Here is a 22,864-nt window from a genome sequence, read left to right on the forward strand (position 1 = left end):
GCGCCCGTCAACTCCGTGTTTCGCCTGAAGACCGCCTCAATGCGGTCAGCCACGGCAAGGGAGAGTACGCGCCAGTCACGGCGCTCTTCGGTCTTGGCGCCGGGCAAATGGGATCAAACGATCTACCACCATACGCACTCTCCCCCACCGAACGCAAACCGGACCGCGTCACACCGGTCCGGCCTGCGGTGATGCGTCCGGCTCGGCGGCCCTGCCCGGCCCGTCCGCGGCCCGCATCGCGCCCATGTGGGTGTCCGCTCCCGGCGTCGTCGTCGGGGTCTCGGACACCGTGGGTTCCGGCGTCGGCTCGGTCGTCGGTACGGGCTCCTCCGTCGCCGGGGGCGTCGGGTCGACCGTGGGCGACGGCTGACCGCCGGGCGTCCCGGTGTCACCGCCCGCACCACCGTCACCACCCGTACCGCCGGCGTCACCGGCACCGCCGCCCGGACCGCCACCGGGCGAGGGCTGCGGCTTCGGGCCGCCGGGGCCCGCCGTCCCGGCCGCGCCGGACGGCTTCGCGGACGCGGTCGGCGACCCGCCGGTGACCGGCGCGGACGGGCCCGCACCGTCCGGGTCGGGCCCGCTGCGGCCCGTACGGTCGAATCCTCCGGTGCCCTGTCCGCCGCCCTGCCCGCCGTCGGCCGCCGTCCCGCCCGCCGCGCCGCGCTTGCCCGCGGAGGAGCTGGGCGCCGGCTTCGCCCCGTCGTCGCTCACACTCATACAGCCGCTCAGACCCGCGCAGGCGGCGACCGCCAGTGCGGTGGCGGCCCATCTCACAGGGGTGGGCAAATGGCGCACGGAGGCACCTCCAGGACGGGACAGGCAGGGAACGGCCGCGGATCGAACGCGTCACCCTCCCCAACTCCCTTGGCACCACAAGGGACACGCCCGCACCGGCCCTTCCCGGCGGACCGGCCCCGACCGCCCGCAACGGGGGCGGCGGCGCGGGGCCGACGGCCCGTCAGCCGTAGCCGAGCGCGTGCAGCCGTTCGTCGTCGATGCCGAAGTGGTGGGCGATCTCGTGCACCACGGTGATCTCGGTCTCCGCGACCACGTCCTCGCGCGACTCGCACATCCGCAGCGTGGGGCCCCGGTAGACGGTGATGCGGTCCGGCAGCACCCCGGCGTACCACTCGCCCCGGTCCGTCAGCGGCGTCCCCTCGTAGAGCCCGAGCAGCTCGGGATCGTCGGGCGCCGGTTCGTCCTCGACGAACACGGCGACGTTGTCCATCAGCCGGGTCAGCTCCGGCGGGATGCGGTCCAGGGCTTCGGCGACGAGCTCCTCGAACTCCTCGCGCGTCATCTCCAGCACAGGCCCATTCTCCCCCCGTCGGAAACCGTTTTGGCGATACCGCCCGCCATCCCATATGCTTCTCACGTCCCCGACGCGCTGCGAAGCGCCCAGGTGGGGCCGTTAGCCCTCATCGTCTAGTGGCCCAGGACGCCGCCCTTTCAAGGCGGTAGCACGGGTTCGAATCCCGTTGGGGGCACGCTTTACCCTGTGCGAGACTTGTTCTCGCACACCGTATGGTCCTGTGGAGCAGTTGGTTAGCTCGCCACCCTGTCAAGGTGGAGGTCGCGGGTTCAAGTCCCGTCAGGATCGCTGAAACCGGAAACGGTTTCGTGGCTGGGTAGCTCAGTTGGTACGAGCGATCGCCTGAAAAGCGATAGGTCGCCGGTTCGACCCCGGCCCCAGCCACAACCCGAAGGCCCCGTTCGCGAGAACGGGGCCTTCGTCGTTCCCCGATCCGGGCCCCGGCCCCGATCCCGCGCGGTACGGCCCCGGGGACCCGAAGGCCCCCGGGACGACCGCACGGGTCTCAGACCCGCTCGGCCTCGGCCTCGGCCTCGGGCTCAGCCTCGGCGTCGGCCTCCGTCTCCGCCGCCGCCCGGCCGCGCCAGCCCCGCCACGCCAGGGCCACCGCCACCACCGCGACGACCGCGACGAGCAGCGCCCAGTCCGGGACGGTCTCGCCGAGCGCGGAGACCCGCTCCTCCACGGCGAAGGAGTCGTCGACCGAGAGCAGCCCCGGCAGCGCCGTGGTGCCGTCGAAGACCAGGAACATCGTGCCGAGCACGATGAAGAAGAGGCCCGAGAGCAGCGAGGTCGAGTGCAGCTCGAAGCGGCCGAGCCGGATCGGGCGGCCCCGCAGCCAGCGCCGCCGCCCCAGGTCGAACCGCTCCCAGAGCAGCGCCAGGACGAACAGCGGGACCGCCATCCCGAGCGCGTACACCGCGAGCAGCAGTCCGCCGTAGACCGGGGAGCCGCTCAGCGCGGCCACCGTCAGGACGCTGCCGAGGATCGGGCCCGCGCAGAACCCGGCCAGGCCGTAGACCAGGCCGAGGGCGTAGACGGAGAGCGCGCTGGTGGGCCGGATCCGGCCGCTGACCTCGGCGATCCGGCGGGAGGCGAAGCCGAGGCCGAGGAGCTGGAGCACGCCGAGGACCACGATCGTCCAGCCGCCGATCGCGACGAGCAGGTCCCGGTGGCCGTAGAAGAGCCGCCCGGCGAAGGACCCGGCCGCGCCGAGCGGGACCAGGGTGGTGGCCAGGCCCGCGTAGAAGATGCCGGTACGGGCCACCAGCTTGGCGCGGTTGTCGATCGAGTACGCGAAGAAGGCCGGCAGCAGCAGGGCGCTGCACGGGCTGAGGAGGGCGAGGAGACCGCCGAGGAAGGCCGCGAAGTAGCCGATGTGGGCGTTCACCGGTCGCTCCCCGGCTTCTCCTTCGCCGCCTTGTCATTCGCCGCCTTGTCCTTCGCGGTGCTCGCCGCCGCCTCGATCGCCGACGTGAACGTCTCCATCGGCTGGGCACCCGCGATCGGGCGGCCGTTCACCAGGAACGACGGGGTGGAGGTGGCGCCGAGCCCGTAGCCCTGCTCCTGGTCCTTCTTGACCGCCGCGTGGGCCGCCGTACCGTCGGTGTCCCGGGCGAACCGGTCGAGGTCGGGGACGCCGGCCTGGCGGGCGAGGGCGGTCAGACGGTCCTTGGCGAAGCCCTTCTCCTTGGCGCCCTCGGCGTACGCGGCCTTGTGGAACTCCCAGAACCGGCCCTGCTGCCCGGCCGCCCAGGAGGCGCGGGCGGCGGCCTCGGACTCCGCGCCGAAGATCGGGAAGTTGCGCCACTCGATGCGCAGGGTGCCGTCGTCGACGTACTTCTTCACCAGCTCGGGCTCGGTGTCCCGGGCGAACTTCCCGCAGTAGCCGCACTTGAAGTCGGCGTACTCGATGAGAACCACGGGCGCGTCGGCCCGGCCGAGCGCGAGCTTGTCGGCCGCGTCGCGGCGGGCGTACGCCTCCAGCTCGGGGTAGACCCCGGCCTGCGGGTCTGCGGAGACCTCGGCGGCGGCACCGGAGCCTCCGGACCCCGAGCCGGCGCCGGCCGGCTTGGTGGCGGTGTACGAGACGACGCCGAGCAGGGTCGCCACCAGGGCCACCCCGGCGACGATCAGAACGGGCTTGGACCGGGACCCGGACGGCTTCTTCCCGGACGGCTTCTTCTTGGCGGGGGGCTTCGGCTGAACCTTCGACGGGGACGTCGGCGAGGACTTCGGCTGGGACTTGGACATGCTGAGGACGCTCCTGAGCGGGCAGCGGAAAGGGACGGACGGCGAGAACGCGCGCGCCCCTCTAGACCCGCAGGATCGACAGCTCCACCGGTGACGGCGGTACGAGCTCGGGCGGCGCCCGGCCCGCCCGTGCGTCCGGCCGGTCCTGGTCCCCGCCCAGACCCGGGCAGCCCGCCCGGTCGGCGGCCAGCGACGACAGCAGGTCCGCGAGACCGTGCGTGCGCGGCGGTACGGCGGGGGCCGCGGCGCCCTGCTCGGCGCCATGGCCCTGGTCGCAGCCGGGCGTCCCGGCGCCGACGACGACGACCGGACCCGGATGGCCGAGGGCGCCGAGCTGCGCCCTCGGGTTCAGCGACGACCCCGCGGCACCCGCACCCGCTCCCGTACCCGTGCTCCCGCCGCCGCTCACCGTCCCGCACACCAGCACGCCGAGGACCAGGGCGACCAGCGCCAGCAGGGCCACCGGTGCGGCGGAGGGGCGGGACATGCCGAAACCTTTCGGGACGGTGCGGGACGACGTGCCCGAAATACTACGCAGGCCCGGCGCGCTCACCCCGTAAATCGGTTCGCCGCTTCTCGGCCGCAGGTGCGATCCTGGAGCCCGTATGTCTACTTCCTTCGCCGCCCTCCAGTCCGTCCTGGCCGAGGTCTCGCTGCGGGACTCGCACCGGCTCGGCCGTCGTCTCGAAGGCGCCCGCCGCATCCGTAAGCCCGAGGCCCGCGAGGCCGTCCTGGACGAGATCGCCGCCGAGGCCGCGAAGGCCAAGGAGCGCTGCGACGCGCGGGCCGCCCGCGTGCCCGAGGTCACGTACCCGGACCAGCTGCCGGTCTCGCAGAAGAAGGACACGATCCTGGAGGCGATACGCGACCACCAGGTCGTGATCGTCGCCGGTGAGACCGGGTCCGGGAAGACCACCCAGATCCCGAAGATCTGCCTGGAGCTCGGCCGGGGCGTCCGGGGCATGATCGGGCACACCCAGCCCCGCCGGATCGCGGCCCGCACGGTCGCCGAGCGGGTGGCCGAGGAGCTGCGGACGCCGCTCGGCGAGGCGGTCGGCTGGAAGGTCCGCTTCACCGACCAGGTGAACCCGGACGCGACCTTCGTGAAGCTGATGACGGACGGCATCCTGCTGGCCGAGATCCAGACGGACCGCGAGCTGCGCGCGTACGACACGATCATCATCGACGAGGCCCACGAGCGGTCCCTCAACATCGACTTCCTGCTCGGCTATCTGGCCCAGCTGCTGCCGAAGCGCCCCGACCTCAAGGTCGTGATCACCTCGGCGACCATCGACCCCGAGCGGTTCTCGCGCCACTTCGGCGACGCGCCGATCGTCGAGGTCTCCGGCCGTACGTACCCGGTCGAGGTCCGCTACCGGCCGCTCCTGGAGGAGGACTCCGAGGACGCCGACCGGGACCAGATCACCGCGATCTGCGACGCCGTCGACGAACTCCAGAAGGAGGGGCCCGGCGACGTCCTGGTCTTCCTCTCCGGCGAGCGGGAGATCCGCGACACCGCCGACGCGCTCACCAAGAAGAACCTCTTCAATACGGAGATCCTGCCGCTGTACGCGCGGCTCTCGCACGCCGAGCAGCACCGCGTCTTCCAGGCCCACTCCGGCCGCCGGGTGGTGCTCGCGACGAACGTCGCCGAGACCTCGCTGACCGTCCCCGGCATCAAGTACGTGATCGACCCGGGCACCGCCCGGATCTCCCGCTACTCGCACCGCACCAAGGTGCAGCGGCTGCCCATCGAGGCGATCAGCCAGGCCAGCGCCAACCAGCGCAAGGGCCGCTGCGGCCGTACCTCGGACGGCATCTGCATCCGGCTGTACTCGGAGGACGACTTCCTGACCCGTCCGGAGTTCACGGACGCCGAGATCCTCCGTACCAACCTCGCCTCCGTCATCCTCCAGATGACCGCGGCCGGGCTCGGCGAGATCGAGAAGTTCCCCTTCATCGACCCGCCGGACCACCGCAACATCCGCGACGGCGTGCAGCTGCTCCAGGAGCTCGGCGCGCTCGACCCGGCCGAGAAGGACCCGAAGAAGCGGCTGACGCAGCTCGGCCGGAAGCTCTCGCAGCTGCCCGTCGACCCGCGGCTCGCCCGGATGGTCCTGGAGGCCGACAAGAACGGCTGCGCCCGCGAGGTCATGGTGATCGCGGCGGCGCTGTCCATCCAGGACCCGCGCGAGCGGCCGGCCGAGAAGCAGGCCCAGGCCGACCAGCAGCACGCCCGCTTCAAGGACGAGACGAGCGACTTCCTCGCCTTCCTCAACCTCTGGCGCTACGTCCGTGAGCAGCAGAAGGAGCGCGGCTCCAGCTCGTTCCGCCGGATGTGCAAGCAGGAGTACCTGAACTTCCTGCGGATCCGTGAGTGGCAGGACATCTACGCGCAGCTGCGCACGGTCGCCAAGCAGATGGGCATCCATCTCAACGAGCAGGACGCCCCCGAGCACTCCGTGCACGTCTCGCTGCTCTCCGGCCTCCTCAGCCACATCGGTCTGAAGGACGTGAAGGAGAGCGGCAAGGAAGGCACCGGCGGGCGCGACGGCCGGGACGGCCGGGACGGCAAGCGCGAGGGCTCCCGCAACGAGTACCTGGGCGCGCGGAACGCCAAGTTCGCGATCTTCCCGGGTTCGGCGCTGTTCAAGAAGCCGCCGCGGATGGTGATGTCCGCCGAGCTGGTGGAGACCTCCCGGCTGTGGGCGCGGGTGAACGCCCGGATCGAGCCGGAGTGGGTCGAGCCGCTGGCCGCGCACCTGGTGAAGCGCACCTACAGCGAGCCGCACTGGGAGAAGGACCAGGCGGCCGTGATGGCGGTGGAGAAGGTGACGCTGTACGGCGTGCCGATCGTCGCCGACCGCAAGGTGAACTACGGCCGGATCGACCCCGAGGTCTCCCGCGAGCTGTTCATCCGCAACGCCCTCGTGGAGGGCGACTGGCGGACCCACCACAAGTTCTTCGCCGACAACCGCAAGCTGCTGACCGAGGTCGAGGAGCTGGAGCACCGGGCGCGCCGCCGGGACATCCTGGTCGACGACGAGACGCTGTTCGACTTCTACGACAAGCGGGTGCCCGAACACGTCGTGTCCGGCGCCCACTTCGACTCGTGGTGGAAGCACAAGCGGCACGAGGCGCCGGAGTTCCTGGACTTCGAGCGCGAGATGCTGATCAACGAGAAGGCGGGGGCCGTCACCAAGGACGACTACCCCGACTCGTGGCGGCAGGGGCAGCTGAAGTTCCGGGTGACGTACCAGTTCGAGCCGGGCGCGGACGCCGACGGTGTCACCGTCCACGTCCCGCTCCAGGTGCTGAACCAGGTGACGGACGAGGGCTTCGAGTGGCAGATCCCGGGTCTGCGCGAAGAGGTCGTCACCGAGCTGATCCGCTCGCTGCCGAAGCCGATCCGCCGCCACTACGTGCCGGCGCCGAACTTCGCGGGCCGCTTCCTGGACGCGGTGGTGCCGGTGCAGGAGCCGCTGACGACGGCGCTGGCGCGGGAGCTGCAGCGGATGGTCGGGGTGCCGCTCACGGCGGACGACTTCGACTGGGCGAAGGTCCCCGAGCATCTGAAGGTCACCTTCCGGATCGTCGACGAGCGGCGCCGCAAGCTCGCCGAGGACAAGGACCTGGAGGCGCTGAAGCTGTCGCTGCGCCCGAAGGCCCGCAAGGCGCTCTCCCAGGCCGCCGCGGCGGCCACGGCGGGCCCGGACGGCTCCGGGCCCTCCCTGGAGCGCACGGGACTCACGGACTGGACGATCGGGACGCTCACCCGGGTCTTCGAGACCCGGCGGGCGGGCCAGCCGGTCAAGGCGTACCCGGCGCTCGTCGACGAGGGCGCGAGCGTGGCGGTCCGGCTCTTCGACACGGAGGCCGAGCAGGCCGAGGCGATGTGGCGGGGCACCCGGAAGCTGATCATGCTGAACATCCCGGTGAACCCGGCGAAGTTCGCTTCCGACCGGCTCAGCAACCAGCAGAAGCTGGCCCTGTCGGCGAACCCGCACGGCTCGGTCCAGGCGCTCTTCGAGGACTGCGCGACCGCGGCGGCCGACCGGCTGATCGCGGACCACGGCGGCCCGGTGTGGGACGAGGAGTCGTTCCGGAAGCTGTACGACACGGTGCGCGCCGATCTGGTGGAGCTGACCATCCGTACGGTGAGCCAGGTCCAGCAGGTGCTTGCGGCCTGGCAGGCGTGCGAGCGGCGGCTGAAGGCGACGAGCAGCCCGGCGCTGCTGCCGAACCTCCAGGACGTCCGGGCGCAGCTGTCGTGGCTGATGCCGGCCGGTTTCGTGACCCGTACCGGTCTGAAGCGGCTGCCGGACCTGATGCGCTACCTGGTGGCGGCGGACCGGCGGCTGCAGCAGATGCCGACCGGGGTGCAGCGGGACACCACCCGGATGGCGAAGGTCCACGAGATGCTCGACGAGTACGCGTGGCTGCTCGAACAGCTCCCGAAGGGGCGGCCGGTGCCGACCTCGGTCACCGACATCCGCTGGATGATCGAGGAGCTGCGGGTGAGCTATTTCGCGCACGCCCTGGGCACCGCGTACCCGGTCTCGGACAAGCGGATCGTGAAGGCGATCGACGCGGCCGTGCCGTAGCGGGCGCCCCGCCCGGGACGGCCGAGGGTGAGTTCGACCAGACCGCTGACCTGCTGTACAGTTTTCCTCGCAGCCACGCACCAGAGGTTGCGAAGGTCCTGTGGAGCAGTTGGTTAGCTCGCCACCCTGTCAAGGTGGAGGTCGCGGGTTCAAGTCCCGTCAGGATCGCAGTGAAGAAGGCCCGCACCGATCGGTGCGGGCCTTCTTGCGTTCCCGGGGGCAAGGGACCAAGGTCCCACCAAGGGGTGACCTCTGGCGGGTTGGTGGATCTCCCGGGGGTGGAAGGCTGTTCCCTGGCAAGAGTTTGACGGTGTGACGGGAGTCACGGAACCAGTTTCGGAAACGCCTGCGTTTACACCCTTCCTACATGTCCCCGATTTAATATGTGCAATTGCACCAGGTGGGGACGGGTCCGCGAGGAGCGCGCGGAGGCCGTCCAAGGCTCCTCCAAGGCGCCTCCGAGGGGCATCCAGGGGGCGTCCGGCGGGCGTCCCGGCGGGAACCGGACAGCACCGGGAGGGCTTCCCGGCGGCGCGGGACGGGCGGCGTGGAGCGGCGCCGGGTGGCCCCGAGAGCACAAAAAAGATCGCGCTGGACCCGGCGGAGTCCAACGCGATCGATGACGGGGAACCTGTTGGGGCAGGTCACGCGTCGGCAGAACATGGGGTGGGCGACCGGGTTGGGGGACCCGGAAAATGCCCGGAACTACAGGGTGTTGCGGCTTGCGCCAGCGCCTCAGGCTTCGCTGCGCTGCTGCGGAATGCCCGCCAGCAGGGCGCGGACCTCGGCCTCGCGGTAGCGGCGGTGCCCACCCAGGGTGCGGATGGACGTGAGCTTGCCGGCCTTCGCCCAACGGGTCACCGTCTTCGGGTCCACGCGGAACATCGTGGCAACCTCGGCGGGGGTCAGCAGCGGCTCGGCATCAGGGGTGCGAGCGGTCATGAGCGGCCTCCTCGGGAGAACCGAACCTTCTCGGTTCTTTCCTCTAAATTCTGCACCTTGACCCGCCTTGCCCGAAATGGCAGAAGCGGGCCGAGTCGGTTATAGGACGAACGGCTTGTCCTCGGCACTACAACTACACCATCCGTCCAGCCACGTCGGCCAAACCGATGGAATTGCCCTCGCAGGTGTTCATCAGCGGCGGAAGTCGATGGACCATGCCATAACGGACAGTCACGCCACTGTGACGATCAGTCACAGAGCGATCAGGAGTCCTCAGACCCCCCATAGAGTGCAATGTCGAGCGTTCCGCCCAAAGTTGGACGGAAGGAACCCTCCCCGGACTCCTTGTCCTATTTTGGCACGAGGGTGGGTGATGGGCGCAAGGGTGCGTTAAGTGCTGTCCGTCACGCTTGAGCCAAAGGCCCGGATCGGGACCTACGTCCCGGGGCGGGGGTACGACGTCCCCCTCCGAGGACACCAAAGTCCCGAACTGGTGTCCAGCGATGAAGATCATTTACATCAGGTGGACGTGTCCGGCCGGTGATCAGCTGGCGAACCTCAGGTCATGCACCGCCCGCCAGCGCTCCGCGAACCGCCCGTACGCCTCCTGGGCCGCGACCCCGTCGCCGTCCCGCAGCGCCGCCACCCCCGCCGCCACGTCCGCCGCCGAGCGGTCCGCGGCCAGCGCCCCGGCCGCCACCACCTGCACCAGGCCGCCGTAGTCCAGCTCCACCAGCGCCCGCGGATGGAACTCCTCCAGCCAGCGCCCCACGTCGACCAGGCTCTCCGTCATCGGACCGTCCGCGATCGCCCCGCGCAGCGCCTTCAGCGCCCGCGCCAGCCTGCGCCGCGCCTGCGCCATCGTCGTCCGGTAGCGCAGCCCCGCCGGAGCACCCCGCTCCGGCCCCGCCGCACCGCCCCGCTCCGGCTCCGTCCCCGGCCCCGGTCCCGGCGGCGCGTACTCCCGCTCCTCGTCCCCGAACAGCGCGAACCAGGCCAGCGGCACCCGCCACACCGAACTCCGGATCCACGGCCGGGCGTCCGGGTTCCGCTCCCGCCACCGCTCGTGATCCGCCGTCAGCTGCGCCCGCACCACCGGCGGCACCATCGCGTCCAGGACCGGACCCGGCAGCGAGCCGTCCAGCAGCTCCGCCAGCGCCAGCCGGCTGCGCAGCCGGGTCCGCCACGGACAGACCAGGACCACCCCGTCCACGGTCGCCACGAACGCGTCCCCGCTCTCCCGCACCGGCACCGGCACGGGCGGCACCGGCAGCAGGTCCGCGAGCGAGCGGCGCAGCTCGTCCTGGGCGTCCGGGAACTCCCCGCGCCGCGCGTAGCGCGCCCAATGGCCCCGCTCCGGCTCGGGGAACGCCGCGAGCGGCTCGTACACCCGCAGATAGGCGGCGTAGGGGACGAGCACCGAAGAGGGGTCCGACATGTCGCAAATCCTTCCACGGCAGTACTCCGCGAGGGGGTGATCCGCAGCACTGCGGCCCTGCTACGGCCAGGTAGGACTTACCCTCGTCCCGACCTGGTCCCACCCCCCACCCGCAGGGGAAGGACCTTCCGCCGTTTCGTACTTGGGAGTCACCACCGTGACCGATGTGACCGGCGTGCCCGACGTACTGCACACCCTGTTCCACTCGACGCAGGGCGGCCACGAGCAGATCGTGCTGTGCCAGGACCGGGCCACGGGCCTCAAGGCCGTCATCGCCCTCCACAACACCGCCCTGGGCCCCGCCCTCGGCGGCACCCGCTTCTACCCGTACGCCACCGAGGCCGAGGCCGTCGCCGACGCGCTCAACCTCGCCCGCGGCATGTCGTACAAGAACGCCCTGGCCGGTCTCGACCACGGCGGCGGCAAGGCCGTCATCATCGGCGACCCGGAGCAGATCAAGACCGAGGAACTGCTGCTCGCCTACGGGCGCTTCGTGGCCTCCCTCGGCGGCCGCTACGTCACGGCCTGCGACGTCGGCACCTATGTCGCCGACATGGACGTGGTCGCCCGCACCAACCGCTGGACCACCGGCCGCTCCCCCGAGAACGGCGGCGCCGGCGACTCCTCCGTGCTCACCGCCTACGGCGTCTTCCAGGGCATGCGCGCCTCCGCGCAGCACCTGTGGGGCGACCCGACGCTGCGCGGCCGCAAGGTCGGCGTCGCGGGCGTCGGCAAGGTCGGCCACCACCTGGTCGAGCACCTGCTGTCGGACGGTGCCGAGGTCGTCGTCACCGACGTCCGCGAGGAATCGGTCCGCCGGATCACCGAAAGGTTCCCGCAGGTCTCCGTCGCCGCCGACACCGACGACCTGATCCGCACCGAGGGCCTCGACATCTACGCGCCCTGCGCGCTGGGCGGCGCCCTCGACGACGACACCGTCGCGGTGCTCACCGCGGCGATCGTCTGCGGCGCGGCCAACAACCAGCTGGCCCACCCGGGCGTCGAGAAGGACCTCGCCGACCGCGGTGTCCTCTACGCGCCCGACTACGTGGTGAACGCCGGTGGCGTGATCCAGGTCGCCGACGAGCTGCACGGCTTCGACTTCGACCGCTGCAAGGCCAAGGCCGCGAAGATCTTCGACACCACCCTAGAGATCTTCGCACGTGCGAAGTCCGATGGAATTCCGCCGGCCGCCGCGGCCGACCGGATCGCCGAGCAGCGCATGGCCGAGGCGCGCCAGGGCTGAGCTTGACAGGTCCGGCCCGGCGATCGCGAGACATCGCTCACGCCAATCGGCGGGTCGGACCTCAAGAAGAGGTTAAAATCGCGACTGACCAGCAAGGACTGGGCACCTCTTCGGTTCTGTACCGGGGTATGTGATGCGCGCGGCGTACCGTAGACCCGAGGAAACAGGTACCGTTGAACCCCTACGGACCGGTCTCTCCATCGAGAGTCCGTTCCGAATCATGAACGCGTGTCAAGACTCTGGGGCCGACGAGCCCCGTCACCGAGGGGGTCGAGCCATGGGGCGCGGCCGGGCAAAGGCCAAGCAGACCAAGGTCGCCCGCCAGCTGAAGTACAGCAGCGGCGGGACGGACCTGACGCGTCTGGCCAATGAGCTGGGCGCTTCGACTTCGAGCCAGCCGCCGAATGGCGAGCCGTTCGAGGACGACGACGAGGAAGAAGAGGACCCGTACGCGCAGTACGCGGATCTCTACAACACGGACGACGAGGACGAGGACGACGAGTCCGGTCCGGCGTCCGCTCAGCGTCGCGCTTGACCTTCTGAACAACGAAACCCGGTCCGGGGTACCTGGACCGGGTTTCTGCGCTGTCCGGAGACGGATCGCGCGCGGCACTTCGGCGGAACCTACGAAGGGGCGCCTCCTGGGGAGGCGCCCCTTCGTAGGTTCCGTTCCTCGTTACTTGGCGTAGTCGCCGACCAGCTCCGCGCCGGTGGTCCGCTCGCCGCGCTCGGTGATCTCACCGGCCACCCACGCCTCGACCCCGCGGTCGGCGAGCGTGGTCAGGGCCGCCTCGACCGACTCGGCGGGCACGACCGCCATCATGCCGACGCCCATGTTGAGGGTCTTCTCCAGCTCCAGACGCTCCACCTGCCCGGCGGTGCCGACCAGGTCGAACACGGCGCCGGGGGTCCAGGTCGAGCGGTCGACCACGGCGTGCATCCCGTCCGGGATCACCCGGGCCAGGTTGGCCGCGAGACCGCCGCCGGTGATGTGGCTGAAGGCGTGCACCTCGGTGGTCCTGGTGAGCGCCAGGCAGTCGAGGGAGTAGATCTTGGTGGGCTCCAGGAGCTCCTCGCCGAGCGTCCGGCCGAACTCCTCGACCCGCTGGTCCAGGGTCATCCCGGCCCGGTCGAACACCACGTGCCGGACCAGCGAGTACCCGTTGGAGTGAAGACCGGAGGACGCCATCGCGATGACCGCGTCACCCGTACGGATGCGATCGGGGCCGAGCAGCAGATCGTGCTCGACGACACCGGTGCCCGCGCCCGCCACGTCGAAGTCGTCCGGGCCGAGCAGGCCCGGGTGCTCCGCGGTCTCGCCGCCGACCAGGGCGCAGCCGGCCAGGACGCAGCCCTCGGCGATGCCCTTGACGATGGCGGCGACCCGCTCGGGGTGCACCTTGCCGACGCAGATGTAGTCGGTCATGAACAGCGGTTCGGCGCCGCACACCACGATGTCGTCCATGACCATGGCGACCAGGTCGTGGCCGATGGTGTCGTAGACGCCGAGCTGGCGGGCGATGTCGACCTTGGTGCCCACCCCGTCGGTGGCGGAGGCGAGCAGCGGACGCTCGTAGCGCTTGAGGGCGGAGGCGTCGAAGAGCCCGGCGAAGCCGCCGAGGCCGCCGAGGACCTCGGGGCGCCGGGTCTTCTTGACCCACTCCTTCATGAGCTCGACGGCGCGGTCGCCCGCCTCGATGTCGACGCCCGCGCTCGCGTAGCTGGCACCGGAAGAATCAGCAGACATGCTGGAGCACTTTCGTGTCGAACTCGTTGCTGCGGCTGCAGCGGGGCTTTGCGGGCCGCGACCCGGCGGCTACGGGCGGCGCAGGGCGTCGGCCGCCGCGGTGGCGGCGGGACCGGCGGCCAGCTCCGTCTCCAGGAGCTGCTTGCCGAGCAGCTCGGGGTCCGGAAGCTCCATCGGGTACTCGCCGTCGAAGCAGGCGCGGCACAGGTTGGGCTTCTGGATGGTGGTCGCCTCGATCATCCCGTCCAGCGAGATGTACGTGAGCGAGTCCGCCCCCAGCGACGCGCCGATCTCCTCGACCGTCATGCCGTTGGCGATCAGCTCCGCGCGGGTGGCGAAGTCGATGCCGAAGAAGCAGGGCCACTTCACCGGCGGCGACGAGATCCGGATGTGGACCTCGGCGGCCCCGGCCTCGCGGAGCATCCGGACCAGCGCGCGCTGGGTGTTGCCGCGGACGATCGAGTCGTCCACGACCACCAGGCGCTTGCCCTTGATGACTTCCTTGAGCGGGTTCAGCTTCAGCCGGATGCCCAGCTGGCGGATGGTCTGCGAGGGCTGGATGAAGGTCCGGCCCACGTAGGCGTTCTTGACCAGGCCGGCGCCGAACGGGATGCCGGACGCCTCCGCGTAACCGATGGCGGCCGGGGTGCCGGACTCCGGCGTCGCTATCACCAGGTCGGCGTCGACCGGCGACTCCTTGGCCAGCCTGCGGCCCATCTCCACCCGGGAGAGGTACACGTTCCGGCCGGCGATCTGGGTGTCGGGACGCGCCAGGTACACATACTCGAAAACGCAGCCCTTGGGCTTCGCTTCCGCGAATCGCGAGGTGCGCATGCCGTTCTCGTCGACGGCGATCAGCTCGCCCGGCTCGACCTCGCGGACGAAGGTCGCGCCGCAGATGTCGAGGGCGGCGGTCTCGGACGCGACCACCCAGCCGCGCTCCAGACGGCCGAGCACCAGCGGGCGGATGCCCTGCGGGTCACGGGCCGCGTAGAGCGTGTGCTCGTTCATGAAGACGAGGGAGAAGGCGCCCCGGACGTCGGGGAGGACCTTCATGGCCGCCTGCTCGATGGTGAGCGGCGTGCCGTCCTCGGCCACCTGGCCCGCGAGGAGCGCGGTGACCAGGTCGGTGTCGTTGGTGGCGGCGACCTGGGTGGCCCGGCCCTCCTTCTTGGGGAGGTCGGCGACCATCTCGGCCAGCTGCGCCGTGTTCACCAGGTTGCCGTTGTGGCCGAGCGCGATCGAGCCGTGGGCGGTCGCCCGGAACGTCGGCTGCGCGTTCTCCCACACGGAGGCCCCGGTGGTCGAGTAGCGGGCGTGACCGACCGCGATATGACCCTGGAGGGAACCGAGCGAGGTCTCGTCGAAGACCTGGGAGACAAGTCCCATGTCCTTGAAGACGAGGATCTGGGAGCCGTTGCTGACCGCGATTCCCGCGGATTCCTGGCCCCGATGCTGGAGGGCGTAGAGCCCGAAGTACGTGAGCTTTGCGACCTCTTCACCCGGAGCCCAGACACCGAAGACGCCACAAGCGTCCTGGGGGCCTTTCTCGCCGGGGAGCAGATCGTGATTGAGTCGACCGTCACCACGTGGCACGGCACCGAGTGTAGGCGAGATCGACCACTGGTCCGAATTGGGGAACGGGTCGTGGTAGGGCCTTCGAGTCCAAGGTGATCTTCTCGTAGATTCCCACGAACTGATCTTTCGATCCTTGTCGGAGCCCACAAAGCAGCGCCCCCAAGGGTTACCGGCCGGTCACTTCCTCGCAGGCGTCCCCGCACGGCCACCCGGAGTCCACGTGCCGGACGGTCGGGATGTGACGGAGGGCACGGAAAGTCCACGGTGCGGATGGGCCGTTGACACCTGCCAGGACCCTCCGCCAGGCTTCCTCACCATGCAGATCAGGCAGCCCGTGCGTGACCGTTCGGTCACCCTCACCGAGCGCCGACACGTGGACCTGGCCCGTGTCGCGAGCGCCATCTGTCGCTGCGCCTGAGCAACCGCGCCGTCCGCCTCCTCAGGCCCGCTTCATCCTTCACCCCACGTCACCGGAGCCCGGCACCGGAACCGCCGCCCGCCGGTGCGCCCGCGCGCACCCGTGCCCGCGGGCGCGCCTCGCGTGATCCGTGCGTTCCCGTGCGTTCCCGTGCGTTCCGTGCGCTTCGCGTACGACCTTCCAGGAGTCCCGCATGTCCCCGAACACCCCGAACCCCGCCACGCCCACGCCGCTCACCCGGCGCGCCCTCGGCGGCGCCGCCGCCGGAACGGCCGCCGCGCTCGCCCTCGGAGCCACCCCCGCCGAGGCCGCGCCCGCCGGAGCGGGGACCGCCGCGCCCGCCCCGGCCGAGCGGCCGTTCCGGGCCGCCCCCGGCCGCCACTCCCGGCGCCCCAACATCCTCTTCGTCCTCGGCGACGACCTCGGCTGGGCCGACCTCTCCAGCTACGGCTCCCCCGACATCCGCACCCCGCACCTCGACCGGCTCGCCCGCCAGGGCGTCCGCTTCACCGACGCCTACTCCGGCTCCGCGACCTGCTCCCCCACCCGCTTCAGCCTCTACACCGGGCGCTACCCCGGCCGGACCAAGGGCGGCCTCGCCGAACCCATCGCGGACAGGTCCGTCGGCCTCGAACCCAGCCACCCCACGCTCGCCTCACTGCTCAAGGGCGCCGGATACGCCACCGCCCTCATCGGCAAGTGGCACTGCGGCTACCTGCCCGACTACTCGCCCACCCGGTCCGGCTGGGACGAGTTCTTCGGCAACTTCGGCGGCGCCCTGGAGTACTACTCCAAGCTCGGCCTCGGCGGCGAGTACGACCTCTACGAGGGCGACGCCGAACACAAGGACCTGCGCTACTACACCCGGATCCTCACCGAGCGGGCCGCCGAGTACGTCAGCCGCGACCACGACCGGCCGTTCCTGCTCAACCTCAACTTCACCACCCCGCACTGGCCCTGGATCACCGACGGCGACACCGAGACCAGCGCCGAGATCGTCCGCCGCATCAAGGCCGGGGACCGCTCCGCCCTCTGGCACCAGGACGGCGGCTCCCTCGCCGTCTACAAGGAGATGGTCGAGGACCTCGACCGCTCGGTCGGCCGCGTCCTCGACGCGCTGCGCCGCGCGGGCCGCGAGCGCGACACCCTCGTCTTCTTCGCCAGCGACAACGGCGGCGAACGCTTCTCCCACAACTGGCCGCTGGCCGGGAACAAGGGCTCCCTCCAGGAGGGCGGCATCCGCGTCCCGTCGATCCTGCGCTGGCCCGCCCGCATCGACGGCGGCCAGGTCAGCGACCTGCCCGTGTACTCCCCCGACTGGACCGCCACCCTCCTGGAGATCGCCGGCGCCCGCCCCCACCCCGGCTACCCGCTCGACGGCACCAGCCTCGCCGGACACCTGCTGCGCGGCACGTCCGTGCCGGAGCGCGACCTGTTCTGGCGGGTGCGCGGGGAGCGGGCGCTGCGCCGCGGCGACTGGAAGTACTACCGGGGCAGCGGCGGCCGCGACCAGCTGTTCCACCTCTCCGAGGACGTCCGCGAACAGGCCGACCGGGCCGGGCACGAACCGGGGCGGCTCGCCGAACTGCGCGCCGCCTGGGAACGGACCAACGCCGGGCTGCTGCCGTACCCGGTCTAGGTCGTGTCCTCAGGCCGCTGCCGCCGTCGCCGTCGCCGTGAAACCGTGCCCGCTCGCATCGGTGACCGTCAGGGTGCGGTGGTCGACCCGGTAGTTCAGCGGCCCGTCGAGGGACTCGTACAGCTTGGTCTCCAGCGCCATCTCCGGTCCGGTGCACATCATCCGGGTGGTGGCGATCGTGCCCAGGGTCAGCGTCTTCGGGGTGACGGTGACCGGGGCGGTGACCCGGTTGCAGCCGAGGCGGCCGGTCAGCCGGCCGTCCTCGCCGAAGGTCAGCCGCGCCTTGTCCTCGGCCCCGGCCGGGACCGAGCTCGCGGTGTCGCCCTCGACCAGGCCGGTCACCCGCCACTCGGTGCCGACCAGCGGGGCGGCGGGCTCGGCGGTCAGCTCCACACCGCGGCGGCCGTCGGCCGAGGTCAGGGTGAGGGCGGTACCGGCGAGCCGGCCCTTGAGGTCACCGCCGCCGAGGGCCGCGAGCAGCGCCTTCTCGAAGCGCTGCCGGTCACCGGGGCAGCCGATCGCGGTGACCTCCTGCGGCTTCACCGTGACGGTGTCGCCGCGCACGGCGGCCGTCGCCCCGAAGTGGTTGCAGCCGGTGTCGCCCTGGGCCCGCCCGCCGTCCTTGAACTCCAGGCGGGCACCGGGCGGCGCCACCGAACGGACGCCGTCGGCGGTGACCGCCGCGACCTGCCAGGCCGTGCCGGTCACCGGCAGGTCCGGGCTGTCCGCGCCGGAGCCCGAACCCGAACCCGTACCGGATCCCGTACCGGATCCCGGATCCGAGCCCGAGCCCGTACCGCAGGCGGAGAGGAGGAGGCCCAGGGCGGTGGCGGCGACCAGGAGCGCCGGAGCGGCCGGGCGGTGGCGGAGGGTGCGCGGCTTCTGCATGCCGGTGGGACGGGGCGGGTGCCCGTACGGTTCCGGTGCCCGTACGACTTCGGTGCCCAGGTCCGTACGTATCCGGGATCCGGGATCCGGGATCCGGGATCCGGGATCCGGGATCCGGGATCCGGGATCCGGGTCTCAGCTCAGCAGCGGCAGCAGCCCCGTCAGGTCCGCCCGCTCGCCGCTCGCGCTGACCCGGGCCGCGTCCAGCTCCGCCGCCCAGGCCGCCCGGCCGGTCGCCAGCCGCAGCCAGGTCGTCGGGTCGGTCTCGATCACGTTCGGCGGGGTGCCCCGGGTGTGCCGGGGCCCCTCGACGCACTGCACCACCGCGTACGGCGGGATCCGCACCTCCACCGCACCGCCCGGCGCCTTCGCCGCGAGGGCGTCGGCGAGCAGCCGGGTGCACGCGGCGAGCGCCTGCCGGTCGAAGGGGATCGCGAGCCCGGTGGCCGCGTTCAGGTCGTCGGTGTGGACGACGAGCTCGACGGTACGGGTCACCAGGAAGTCGCCCAGGGTCATCGCACCCAGGCTCACCGGCAGCACCCGCTCGTCCGGCGCACCGGCGAGCGCCGCCTCGTACGCCCGCTCCGTCTCCGCGAACAGCCCGGCCAGATCGGCCGCGTCCATGCCCCGGGTCCACTCGTCGATCCGCTCCGCCGCCCCGGCGAGCCGGAACGGCCAGTCGAGCAGCGCGAGTTCACTCTTCGGCGGGGCGGGGGCGGCCAGCAGCTCCGGCACCGAGCCCATCATCCACACCAGGTGCGCCGCCAGGTCCCGTACCGTCCACGCGCCGAGCCGGGTCGGCCCGTCGAGCGCCTCCGGCGACAGCGCGAGGACCCCGTCCCGTACCTGCCGGAACTGGGCGAGCACGGCGGCCCGGGTCTTGGCGGAGTCGTAGCGGCGGGGGCGCTTCTTGGCGGCCGGGCTCGCCGGGCGGTTCGCGGGTGGCATGGGCAGAGGCTAGCCCCGAGACTTGAGGAAGGGGGCACATCCCCTCACCGAAAGGCAGTGCCGGGACCATGACGCATCATGAGCACCCCGATGCCGCGCTGATCCGCCGGGGCTACGCAGCGTTCAGCGCAGGTGACATGGCGGCGCTGGCCGGGATGATGACCAGCGACTGCACCCACCACGTGCCCGGCGAGAGCCAGCTCTCGGGGCACTACAAAGGCCGGGACAACGTGCTCGGCGGCTACTACGCCAAGCTCGCCGAACTCACCGGCGGCACCTTCCAGGTGGAGCTGAAGGACGTGTACGTGGACGGCCGCGGGCACGCCATGTCCGTCCACCGGTTCCACGCCGACCACGGCGACCGCGGGATCGAGATGGATGGCGGCCTGTTCTTCACCCTGATCGGCGACAAGATCTCCGACATCGACGAATGCGTCGCCGACATCGTGGAGGCGGACTCCTTCTGGGGCACCGGCTGACCGGCCGACCGGACGACCGCACGACCGCACGACATGGCCGAGCCCCCACCCGTACGGACGACCGTACGGATGGGGGCTCGTCACTCAGAACGCTCGGAACGCTCAGGCCAGCAGGCCCGGGATCGTCGCCTCGTGGACCGTCCGCAGCTCGTCCAGGGTCAGGCTGAACTCGCCCTGCACGTCGACCGATTCGCCGTCGACGACACCGATCCGGGTGGCCGGCAGACCCCGCGCACCGCACATGTCGGTGAAGCGGAGCTCCTCGCTGCGCGGGACGGCGACGACCGCGCGGCCCGCCGACTCGCTGAACAGGAAGGTGAAGGCGTCCAGGCCCTCCGGCACGATCAGGCGCGCGCCGTTGCCGCCGCGCAGGCAGGACTCGACGACCGCCTGCACCAGACCGCCGTCGGACAGGTCGTGCGCCGCGTCGATCATGCCGTCGCGCGAGGCCGAGATCAGGATCTCACCGAGCAGCTTCTCCCGGTCGAGGTCCACGGCCGGCGGCATCCCGCCGAGGTGCTGGTGGATCACCTCGGACCAGGCCGAACCGCCGAACTCCTCCTTGGTGTCGCCGAGCAGGTAGAGGAGCTGGCCCTCTTCCGCGAAGGCGATCGGGGTACGGCGGTTGACGTCGTCGATCACACCGAGGACGGCCACGACGGGCGTCGGGTGGATCGCCACGTCACCGGTCTGGTTGTACAGCGACACATTGCCGCCGGTCACCGGGGTGCCCAGGGCCAGGCAGCCGTCCGCGAGACCACGGGTGGCCTCGGCGAACTGCCACATCACGGCCGGGTCCTCGGGCGAACCGAAGTTCAGGCAGTCCGAGATGGCCAGCGGCTTGGCGCCGGAGGCGGCGACGTTGCGGTACGCCTCCGCCAGCGCGAGCTGCGCACCGGTGTACGGGTCGAGCTTGGCGTACCGGCCGTTGCCGTCGGTCGCCATGGCCACGCCCAGGTTCGACTCCTCGTCGATCCGGATCATGCCGGCGTCCTCGGGCTGGGCGAGCACGGTGTTGCCCTGCACGAAGCGGTCGTACTGGTCGGTGATCCACGCCTTGGACGCCTGGTTCGGCGAGCCGACCAGCTTCAGGACCTGGTCCTTCAGCGCGGCGCCGTCCTGCGGCCGGGGCAGCTTGCCCGCGTCGTCGGCCTGGAGGGCGTCCTGCCACTCCGGGCGCGCGTAGGGGCGGTGGTAGGTCGGGCCCTCGTGGGCGACGGTGCCCGGGGGCACGTCCACGACGAGCTCGCCGTGCCAGTAGATCTCCAGGTGGTCGCCGTCCGTGACCTCACCGATGACGGTGGCGGTGACGTCCCACTTCTCGCAGATCTCCATGAAGCGGTCGACGTGCCGCGGCTCGACGATCGCGCACATCCGCTCCTGCGACTCGCTCATGAGGATCTCCTCGGGCGAGAGCGTCGCGTCGCGCAGCGGCACGGTGTCGAGGTCGACCCGCATGCCGCCGGAACCGGCCGAGGCCAGCTCGCTGGTGGCGCAGGACAGCCCGGCGCCGCCGAGGTCCTGGATGCCGGCGACCAGCTTCTCCTTGAAGATCTCCAGGGTGCACTCGATGAGGAGCTTCTCCTGGAACGGGTCGCCGACCTGGACGGCGGGGCGCTTGGTCGGCTTGGTGTCGTCGAAGGTCTCCGAGGCCAGCACGGAGACGCCGCCGATGCCGTCGCCGCCGGTGCGGGCGCCGTACAGGATGACCTTGTTGCCGGGGCCCGACGCCTTCGCGAGGTGGATGTCCTCGTGCTTCATCACGCCGATGCAGCCGGCGTTGACCAGCGGGTTGCCCTGGTAGCAGGAGTCGAAGACGACCTCGCCGCCGATGTTGGGCAGGCCCAGGCAGTTGCCGTAGCCGCCGATGCCCGCGACGACACCGGGCAGCACGCGCTTGGTGTCGGGGTGGTCGGCGGCGCCGAAGCGCAGCGGGTCGACCACGGCGACCGGGCGGGCACCCATGGCGAGGATGTCGCGGACGATGCCGCCGACGCCGGTGGCCGCGCCCTGGTAGGGCTCGATGTACGAGGGGTGGTTGTGCGACTCGACCTTGAAGGTGACCGCGTACCCCTGGCCGACGTCGACGACACCGGCGTTCTCACCGATGCCGACGAGCATGGCGTCGTTGGCGGGGACCTTCTCGCCGAACTGCTTCAGGTGGACCTTGCTGCTCTTGTACGAGCAGTGCTCGGACCACATGACCGAGTACATGGCGAGCTCGGCGCCGGTCGGGCGGCGGCCGAGGATCTCCCGGATGCGCGCGTACTCGTCCTCCTTGAGGCCGAGTTCCTTCCAGGGCTGCTCGACGTCGGGCGTCTCGTTCGCGTGCTTGACGGTGTCGAGAGAGCGGGGGTACGGGGGTCGCCCCCCGGAAGAAGACAGCATCAGGCGTTGACCAGCTTCTTGAGGATCGAGGTGAAGAAACCGAGGCCGTCGGTCCTGCCGGTGCCGATCAGCGGCTCCACGGCGTGCTCGGGGTGCGGCATCAGACCGACCACGTTCCCGGCGGCGTTGGTGATGCCCGCGATGTCCCGAAGCGAGCCGTTGGGGTTGACGTCCAGGTAGCGGAACGCGACCCGGCCCTCCGCCTCCAGCTCGTCGAGGACGCGCTCGTCGGCGACGTACCGGCCGTCCATGTTCTTGAGCGGGACCTGGATCTCCTGGCCCTGCTCGTAGTCGGCGGTCCAGGCGGTCCCGGTGTTCTCCACCCGCAGCTTCTGGTCACGGCAGATGAAGTGCAGGTGGTTGTTGCGCAGCATCGCGCCCGGCAGCAGATGGGCCTCGGTGAGGATCTGGAAGCCGTTGCAGATGCCGAGGACGGGCATGCCCGCCTTCGCCTGCTCGATGATCGTGCCCATCACCGGCGAGAAGCGGGAGATGGCGCCGGCCCGCAGGTAGTCGCCGTACGAGAAGCCGCCCGCGAGGACCACCGCGTCGACCTGCTTGAGGTCCTTGTCGCGGTGCCAGAGCGGCACGGCCTCGGCGCCCGCGAGCCGGGCGGCGCGCAGCGCGTCCCGGTCGTCGAGCGTTCCGGGGAACGTGACGACGCCGATGCGTGCGGTCACGACTCCACCTTCACGATGAAGTCTTCGATCACGGTGTTGGCAAGGAAGGTTTCGGCCATCTCATGGATGCGGGCGAGGGCGGCCTCGTCGACCGGTCCCTCCACCTCCAGCTCGAAGCGCTTCCCCTGGCGGACGTCGGCGATCCCGTCGAACCCGAGACGGGGCAGTGCGCGCTGCACGGCCTGTCCCTGCGGGTCGAGGATCTCCGGCTTGAGCATGACGTCGACTACGACGCGTGCCACTGGCACTCCCGGTGGTGTGTTGCGTGGGCGGTTCCCTCAGCGTACCTGCCTCCAAAATC

At 71.1% G+C, this 22,864-nt stretch carries 20 protein-coding genes and 4 tRNA genes; 10 read left to right on the forward strand and 14 right to left on the reverse strand.

The annotated features are described in order from the left end of the window. Nucleotides 1-168: 168 nt before the first annotated feature. Both ACIPXM_RS33690 and ACIPXM_RS33695 read right to left on the reverse strand, forming a co-directional pair. The gene (locus ACIPXM_RS33690) at nt 169-720 is read right to left on the reverse strand and encodes a hypothetical protein (RefSeq protein WP_401663478.1); all 552 of its coding nucleotides are present in this window, start codon (nt 718-720) and stop codon (nt 169-171) included. 241 nt (nt 721-961) lie between these two features. Continuing rightward, entirely contained in the window at nt 962-1,312 is a 351-nt protein-coding gene (locus tag ACIPXM_RS33695) for a metallopeptidase family protein (RefSeq protein ID WP_401663480.1), read from the reverse strand. Nucleotides 1,313-1,417: 105 nt separating this feature from the next. Between ACIPXM_RS33695 and ACIPXM_RS33700 the strand changes: the two genes are divergently transcribed. From ACIPXM_RS33700 to ACIPXM_RS33710, 3 genes are all read left to right on the forward strand, one after another. Then, nucleotides 1,418-1,490 (forward strand) — tRNA-Glu (locus ACIPXM_RS33700). A 39-nt stretch (nt 1,491-1,529) separates the two neighbouring features. Next, nucleotides 1,530-1,603 (forward strand) — tRNA-Asp (locus tag ACIPXM_RS33705). A 22-nt stretch (nt 1,604-1,625) separates the two neighbouring features. Further along, nucleotides 1,626-1,699, forward strand: a tRNA-Phe gene (locus ACIPXM_RS33710). 121 nt (nt 1,700-1,820) lie between these two features. On the opposite strand, the gene ACIPXM_RS33715 is transcribed toward ACIPXM_RS33710, so the two are convergent. From ACIPXM_RS33715 to ACIPXM_RS33725, 3 genes are all read right to left on the reverse strand, one after another. Further along, on the reverse strand, nt 1,821-2,705 hold the full coding sequence (locus ACIPXM_RS33715) for a cytochrome c biogenesis CcdA family protein (RefSeq protein ID WP_401663483.1): 885 nt from the start codon (nt 2,703-2,705) through the stop codon (nt 1,821-1,823). Next, on the reverse strand, nt 2,702-3,568 hold the full coding sequence (locus ACIPXM_RS33720) for a DsbA family protein (protein WP_401663485.1): 867 nt from the start codon (nt 3,566-3,568) through the stop codon (nt 2,702-2,704). The genes ACIPXM_RS33715 and ACIPXM_RS33720 overlap by 4 nt, the downstream gene beginning before the upstream one ends. Before the next feature lie 61 nt (nt 3,569-3,629). After that, on the reverse strand, nt 3,630-4,055 hold the full coding sequence (locus tag ACIPXM_RS33725) for a hypothetical protein (protein WP_401663487.1): 426 nt from the start codon (nt 4,053-4,055) through the stop codon (nt 3,630-3,632). Nucleotides 4,056-4,173: 118 nt separating this feature from the next. Between ACIPXM_RS33725 and hrpA the strand changes: the two genes are divergently transcribed. Further along, the gene (gene hrpA, locus ACIPXM_RS33730) at nt 4,174-8,172 is read left to right on the forward strand and encodes an ATP-dependent RNA helicase HrpA (RefSeq protein ID WP_401663489.1); all 3,999 of its coding nucleotides are present in this window, start codon (nt 4,174-4,176) and stop codon (nt 8,170-8,172) included. A 94-nt stretch (nt 8,173-8,266) separates the two neighbouring features. Beyond that, nucleotides 8,267-8,340 (forward strand) — tRNA-Asp (locus ACIPXM_RS33735). 567 nt (nt 8,341-8,907) lie between these two features. On the opposite strand, the gene bldC is transcribed toward ACIPXM_RS33735, so the two are convergent. After that, nucleotides 8,908-9,114: a developmental transcriptional regulator BldC gene (gene bldC, locus ACIPXM_RS33740; RefSeq protein WP_003949541.1), complete on the reverse strand. Its 207-nt coding sequence runs from the start codon at nt 9,112-9,114 to the stop codon at nt 8,908-8,910. A 544-nt stretch (nt 9,115-9,658) separates the two neighbouring features. Then, nucleotides 9,659-10,552 (reverse strand): hypothetical protein, encoded by an 894-nt coding sequence (locus ACIPXM_RS33745; RefSeq protein ID WP_401663491.1) that lies wholly within the window; start codon nt 10,550-10,552, stop codon nt 9,659-9,661. Nucleotides 10,553-10,709: 157 nt separating this feature from the next. Between ACIPXM_RS33745 and ACIPXM_RS33750 the strand changes: the two genes are divergently transcribed. Further along, the gene (locus ACIPXM_RS33750) at nt 10,710-11,798 is read left to right on the forward strand and encodes a Leu/Phe/Val dehydrogenase (protein WP_401663493.1); all 1,089 of its coding nucleotides are present in this window, start codon (nt 10,710-10,712) and stop codon (nt 11,796-11,798) included. 277 nt (nt 11,799-12,075) lie between these two features. Further along, on the forward strand, nt 12,076-12,333 hold the full coding sequence (locus ACIPXM_RS33755) for a DUF3073 domain-containing protein (RefSeq protein WP_401663495.1): 258 nt from the start codon (nt 12,076-12,078) through the stop codon (nt 12,331-12,333). A 141-nt stretch (nt 12,334-12,474) separates the two neighbouring features. Here the strand turns inward: ACIPXM_RS33755 and purM are convergent, their stop codons facing one another. Continuing rightward, entirely contained in the window at nt 12,475-13,545 is a 1,071-nt protein-coding gene (purM, locus tag ACIPXM_RS33760) for a phosphoribosylformylglycinamidine cyclo-ligase (protein ID WP_401663497.1), read from the reverse strand. Between the two features lie 69 nt (nt 13,546-13,614). After that, a complete protein-coding gene (gene purF / locus ACIPXM_RS33765) occupies nt 13,615-15,141 on the reverse strand; it encodes an amidophosphoribosyltransferase (RefSeq protein WP_401663500.1) in 1,527 nt (508 codons plus the stop codon). A 298-nt stretch (nt 15,142-15,439) separates the two neighbouring features. On the opposite strand from purF, the gene ACIPXM_RS33770 reads away from it, so the two are divergent. Together ACIPXM_RS33770 and ACIPXM_RS33775 are read left to right on the forward strand one after the other, a co-directional pair. Next, a complete protein-coding gene (locus tag ACIPXM_RS33770; protein WP_401663502.1) occupies nt 15,440-15,541 on the forward strand; it encodes a putative leader peptide in 102 nt (33 codons plus the stop codon). A gap of 193 nt (nt 15,542-15,734) precedes the next feature. Beyond that, on the forward strand, nt 15,735-17,180 hold the full coding sequence (locus tag ACIPXM_RS33775; RefSeq protein WP_401663504.1) for a sulfatase-like hydrolase/transferase: 1,446 nt from the start codon (nt 15,735-15,737) through the stop codon (nt 17,178-17,180). A gap of 9 nt (nt 17,181-17,189) precedes the next feature. On the opposite strand, the gene ACIPXM_RS33780 is transcribed toward ACIPXM_RS33775, so the two are convergent. Continuing rightward, nucleotides 17,190-18,068 (reverse strand): META domain-containing protein, encoded by an 879-nt coding sequence (locus ACIPXM_RS33780; protein ID WP_401663506.1) that lies wholly within the window; start codon nt 18,066-18,068, stop codon nt 17,190-17,192. A 135-nt stretch (nt 18,069-18,203) separates the two neighbouring features. Continuing rightward, nucleotides 18,204-19,016 (reverse strand): sterol carrier family protein, encoded by an 813-nt coding sequence (locus ACIPXM_RS33785; RefSeq protein WP_401663508.1) that lies wholly within the window; start codon nt 19,014-19,016, stop codon nt 18,204-18,206. 68 nt (nt 19,017-19,084) lie between these two features. Here ACIPXM_RS33785 and ACIPXM_RS33790 point away from each other — a divergent pair, with 68 nt between their 5' ends. After that, nucleotides 19,085-19,495 carry a nuclear transport factor 2 family protein gene (locus ACIPXM_RS33790; RefSeq protein ID WP_401663510.1) on the forward strand — a complete coding sequence of 137 codons (411 nt, stop codon included), beginning with the start codon at nt 19,085-19,087 and terminating at the stop codon, nt 19,493-19,495. Nucleotides 19,496-19,597: 102 nt separating this feature from the next. Here ACIPXM_RS33790 and purL read toward each other — a convergent pair whose 3' ends face one another. From purL to purS, 3 genes are read right to left on the reverse strand one after another with little or no spacing between them, the layout of a single operon-like run. Further along, complete coding sequence (gene purL / locus ACIPXM_RS33795) at nt 19,598-21,883, reverse strand: phosphoribosylformylglycinamidine synthase subunit PurL (RefSeq protein ID WP_401663512.1); 2,286 nt, start codon at nt 21,881-21,883, stop codon at nt 19,598-19,600. Next, nucleotides 21,883-22,563 (reverse strand): phosphoribosylformylglycinamidine synthase subunit PurQ, encoded by a 681-nt coding sequence (purQ, locus tag ACIPXM_RS33800; protein WP_401663514.1) that lies wholly within the window; start codon nt 22,561-22,563, stop codon nt 21,883-21,885. The genes purL and purQ overlap by 1 nt, the downstream gene beginning before the upstream one ends. Then, nucleotides 22,560-22,805, reverse strand: a complete 246-nt coding sequence (purS, locus tag ACIPXM_RS33805) for a phosphoribosylformylglycinamidine synthase subunit PurS (RefSeq protein ID WP_009996980.1) — start codon at nt 22,803-22,805, stop codon at nt 22,560-22,562. Before purS ends, purQ begins: the two co-directional genes overlap by 4 nt. Between the last annotated feature and the right edge of the window lie 59 nt (nt 22,806-22,864).

The sequence above is a fragment of the Streptomyces sp. NPDC090025 genome (assembly GCF_044748125.1).
Classification (GTDB): Bacteria; Actinomycetota; Actinomycetes; order Streptomycetales; family Streptomycetaceae; genus Streptomyces.

What these genes read in the sequence shown, in the direction of transcription:
- hrpA (WP_401663489.1), top strand. Translation starts at nt 4,174, where the DNA reads ATGTCTACTTCCTTCGCCGCCCTCCAGTCCGTCCTGGCCGAGGTCTCG.
- ACIPXM_RS33755 (WP_401663495.1), top strand. Translation starts at nt 12,076, where the DNA reads ATGGGGCGCGGCCGGGCAAAGGCCAAGCAGACCAAGGTCGCCCGCCAG.
- purL (WP_401663512.1), bottom strand. Translation starts at nt 21,883, where the DNA reads ATGCTGTCTTCTTCCGGGGGGCGACCCCCGTACCCCCGCTCTCTCGAC.
- bldC (WP_003949541.1), bottom strand. Translation starts at nt 9,114, where the DNA reads ATGACCGCTCGCACCCCTGATGCCGAGCCGCTGCTGACCCCCGCCGAG.
- ACIPXM_RS33785 (WP_401663508.1), bottom strand. Translation starts at nt 19,016, where the DNA reads ATGCCACCCGCGAACCGCCCGGCGAGCCCGGCCGCCAAGAAGCGCCCC.
- ACIPXM_RS33725 (WP_401663487.1), bottom strand. Translation starts at nt 4,055, where the DNA reads ATGTCCCGCCCCTCCGCCGCACCGGTGGCCCTGCTGGCGCTGGTCGCC.
- ACIPXM_RS33770 (WP_401663502.1), top strand. Translation starts at nt 15,440, where the DNA reads ATGCAGATCAGGCAGCCCGTGCGTGACCGTTCGGTCACCCTCACCGAG.
- ACIPXM_RS33690 (WP_401663478.1), bottom strand. Translation starts at nt 720, where the DNA reads ATGAGTGTGAGCGACGACGGGGCGAAGCCGGCGCCCAGCTCCTCCGCG.
- ACIPXM_RS33745 (WP_401663491.1), bottom strand. Translation starts at nt 10,552, where the DNA reads ATGTCGGACCCCTCTTCGGTGCTCGTCCCCTACGCCGCCTATCTGCGG.
- ACIPXM_RS33775 (WP_401663504.1), top strand. Translation starts at nt 15,735, where the DNA reads ATGTCCCCGAACACCCCGAACCCCGCCACGCCCACGCCGCTCACCCGG.
- ACIPXM_RS33720 (WP_401663485.1), bottom strand. Translation starts at nt 3,568, where the DNA reads ATGTCCAAGTCCCAGCCGAAGTCCTCGCCGACGTCCCCGTCGAAGGTT.
- ACIPXM_RS33780 (WP_401663506.1), bottom strand. Translation starts at nt 18,068, where the DNA reads ATGCAGAAGCCGCGCACCCTCCGCCACCGCCCGGCCGCTCCGGCGCTC.
- ACIPXM_RS33790 (WP_401663510.1), top strand. Translation starts at nt 19,085, where the DNA reads ATGACGCATCATGAGCACCCCGATGCCGCGCTGATCCGCCGGGGCTAC.
- purM (WP_401663497.1), bottom strand. Translation starts at nt 13,545, where the DNA reads ATGTCTGCTGATTCTTCCGGTGCCAGCTACGCGAGCGCGGGCGTCGAC.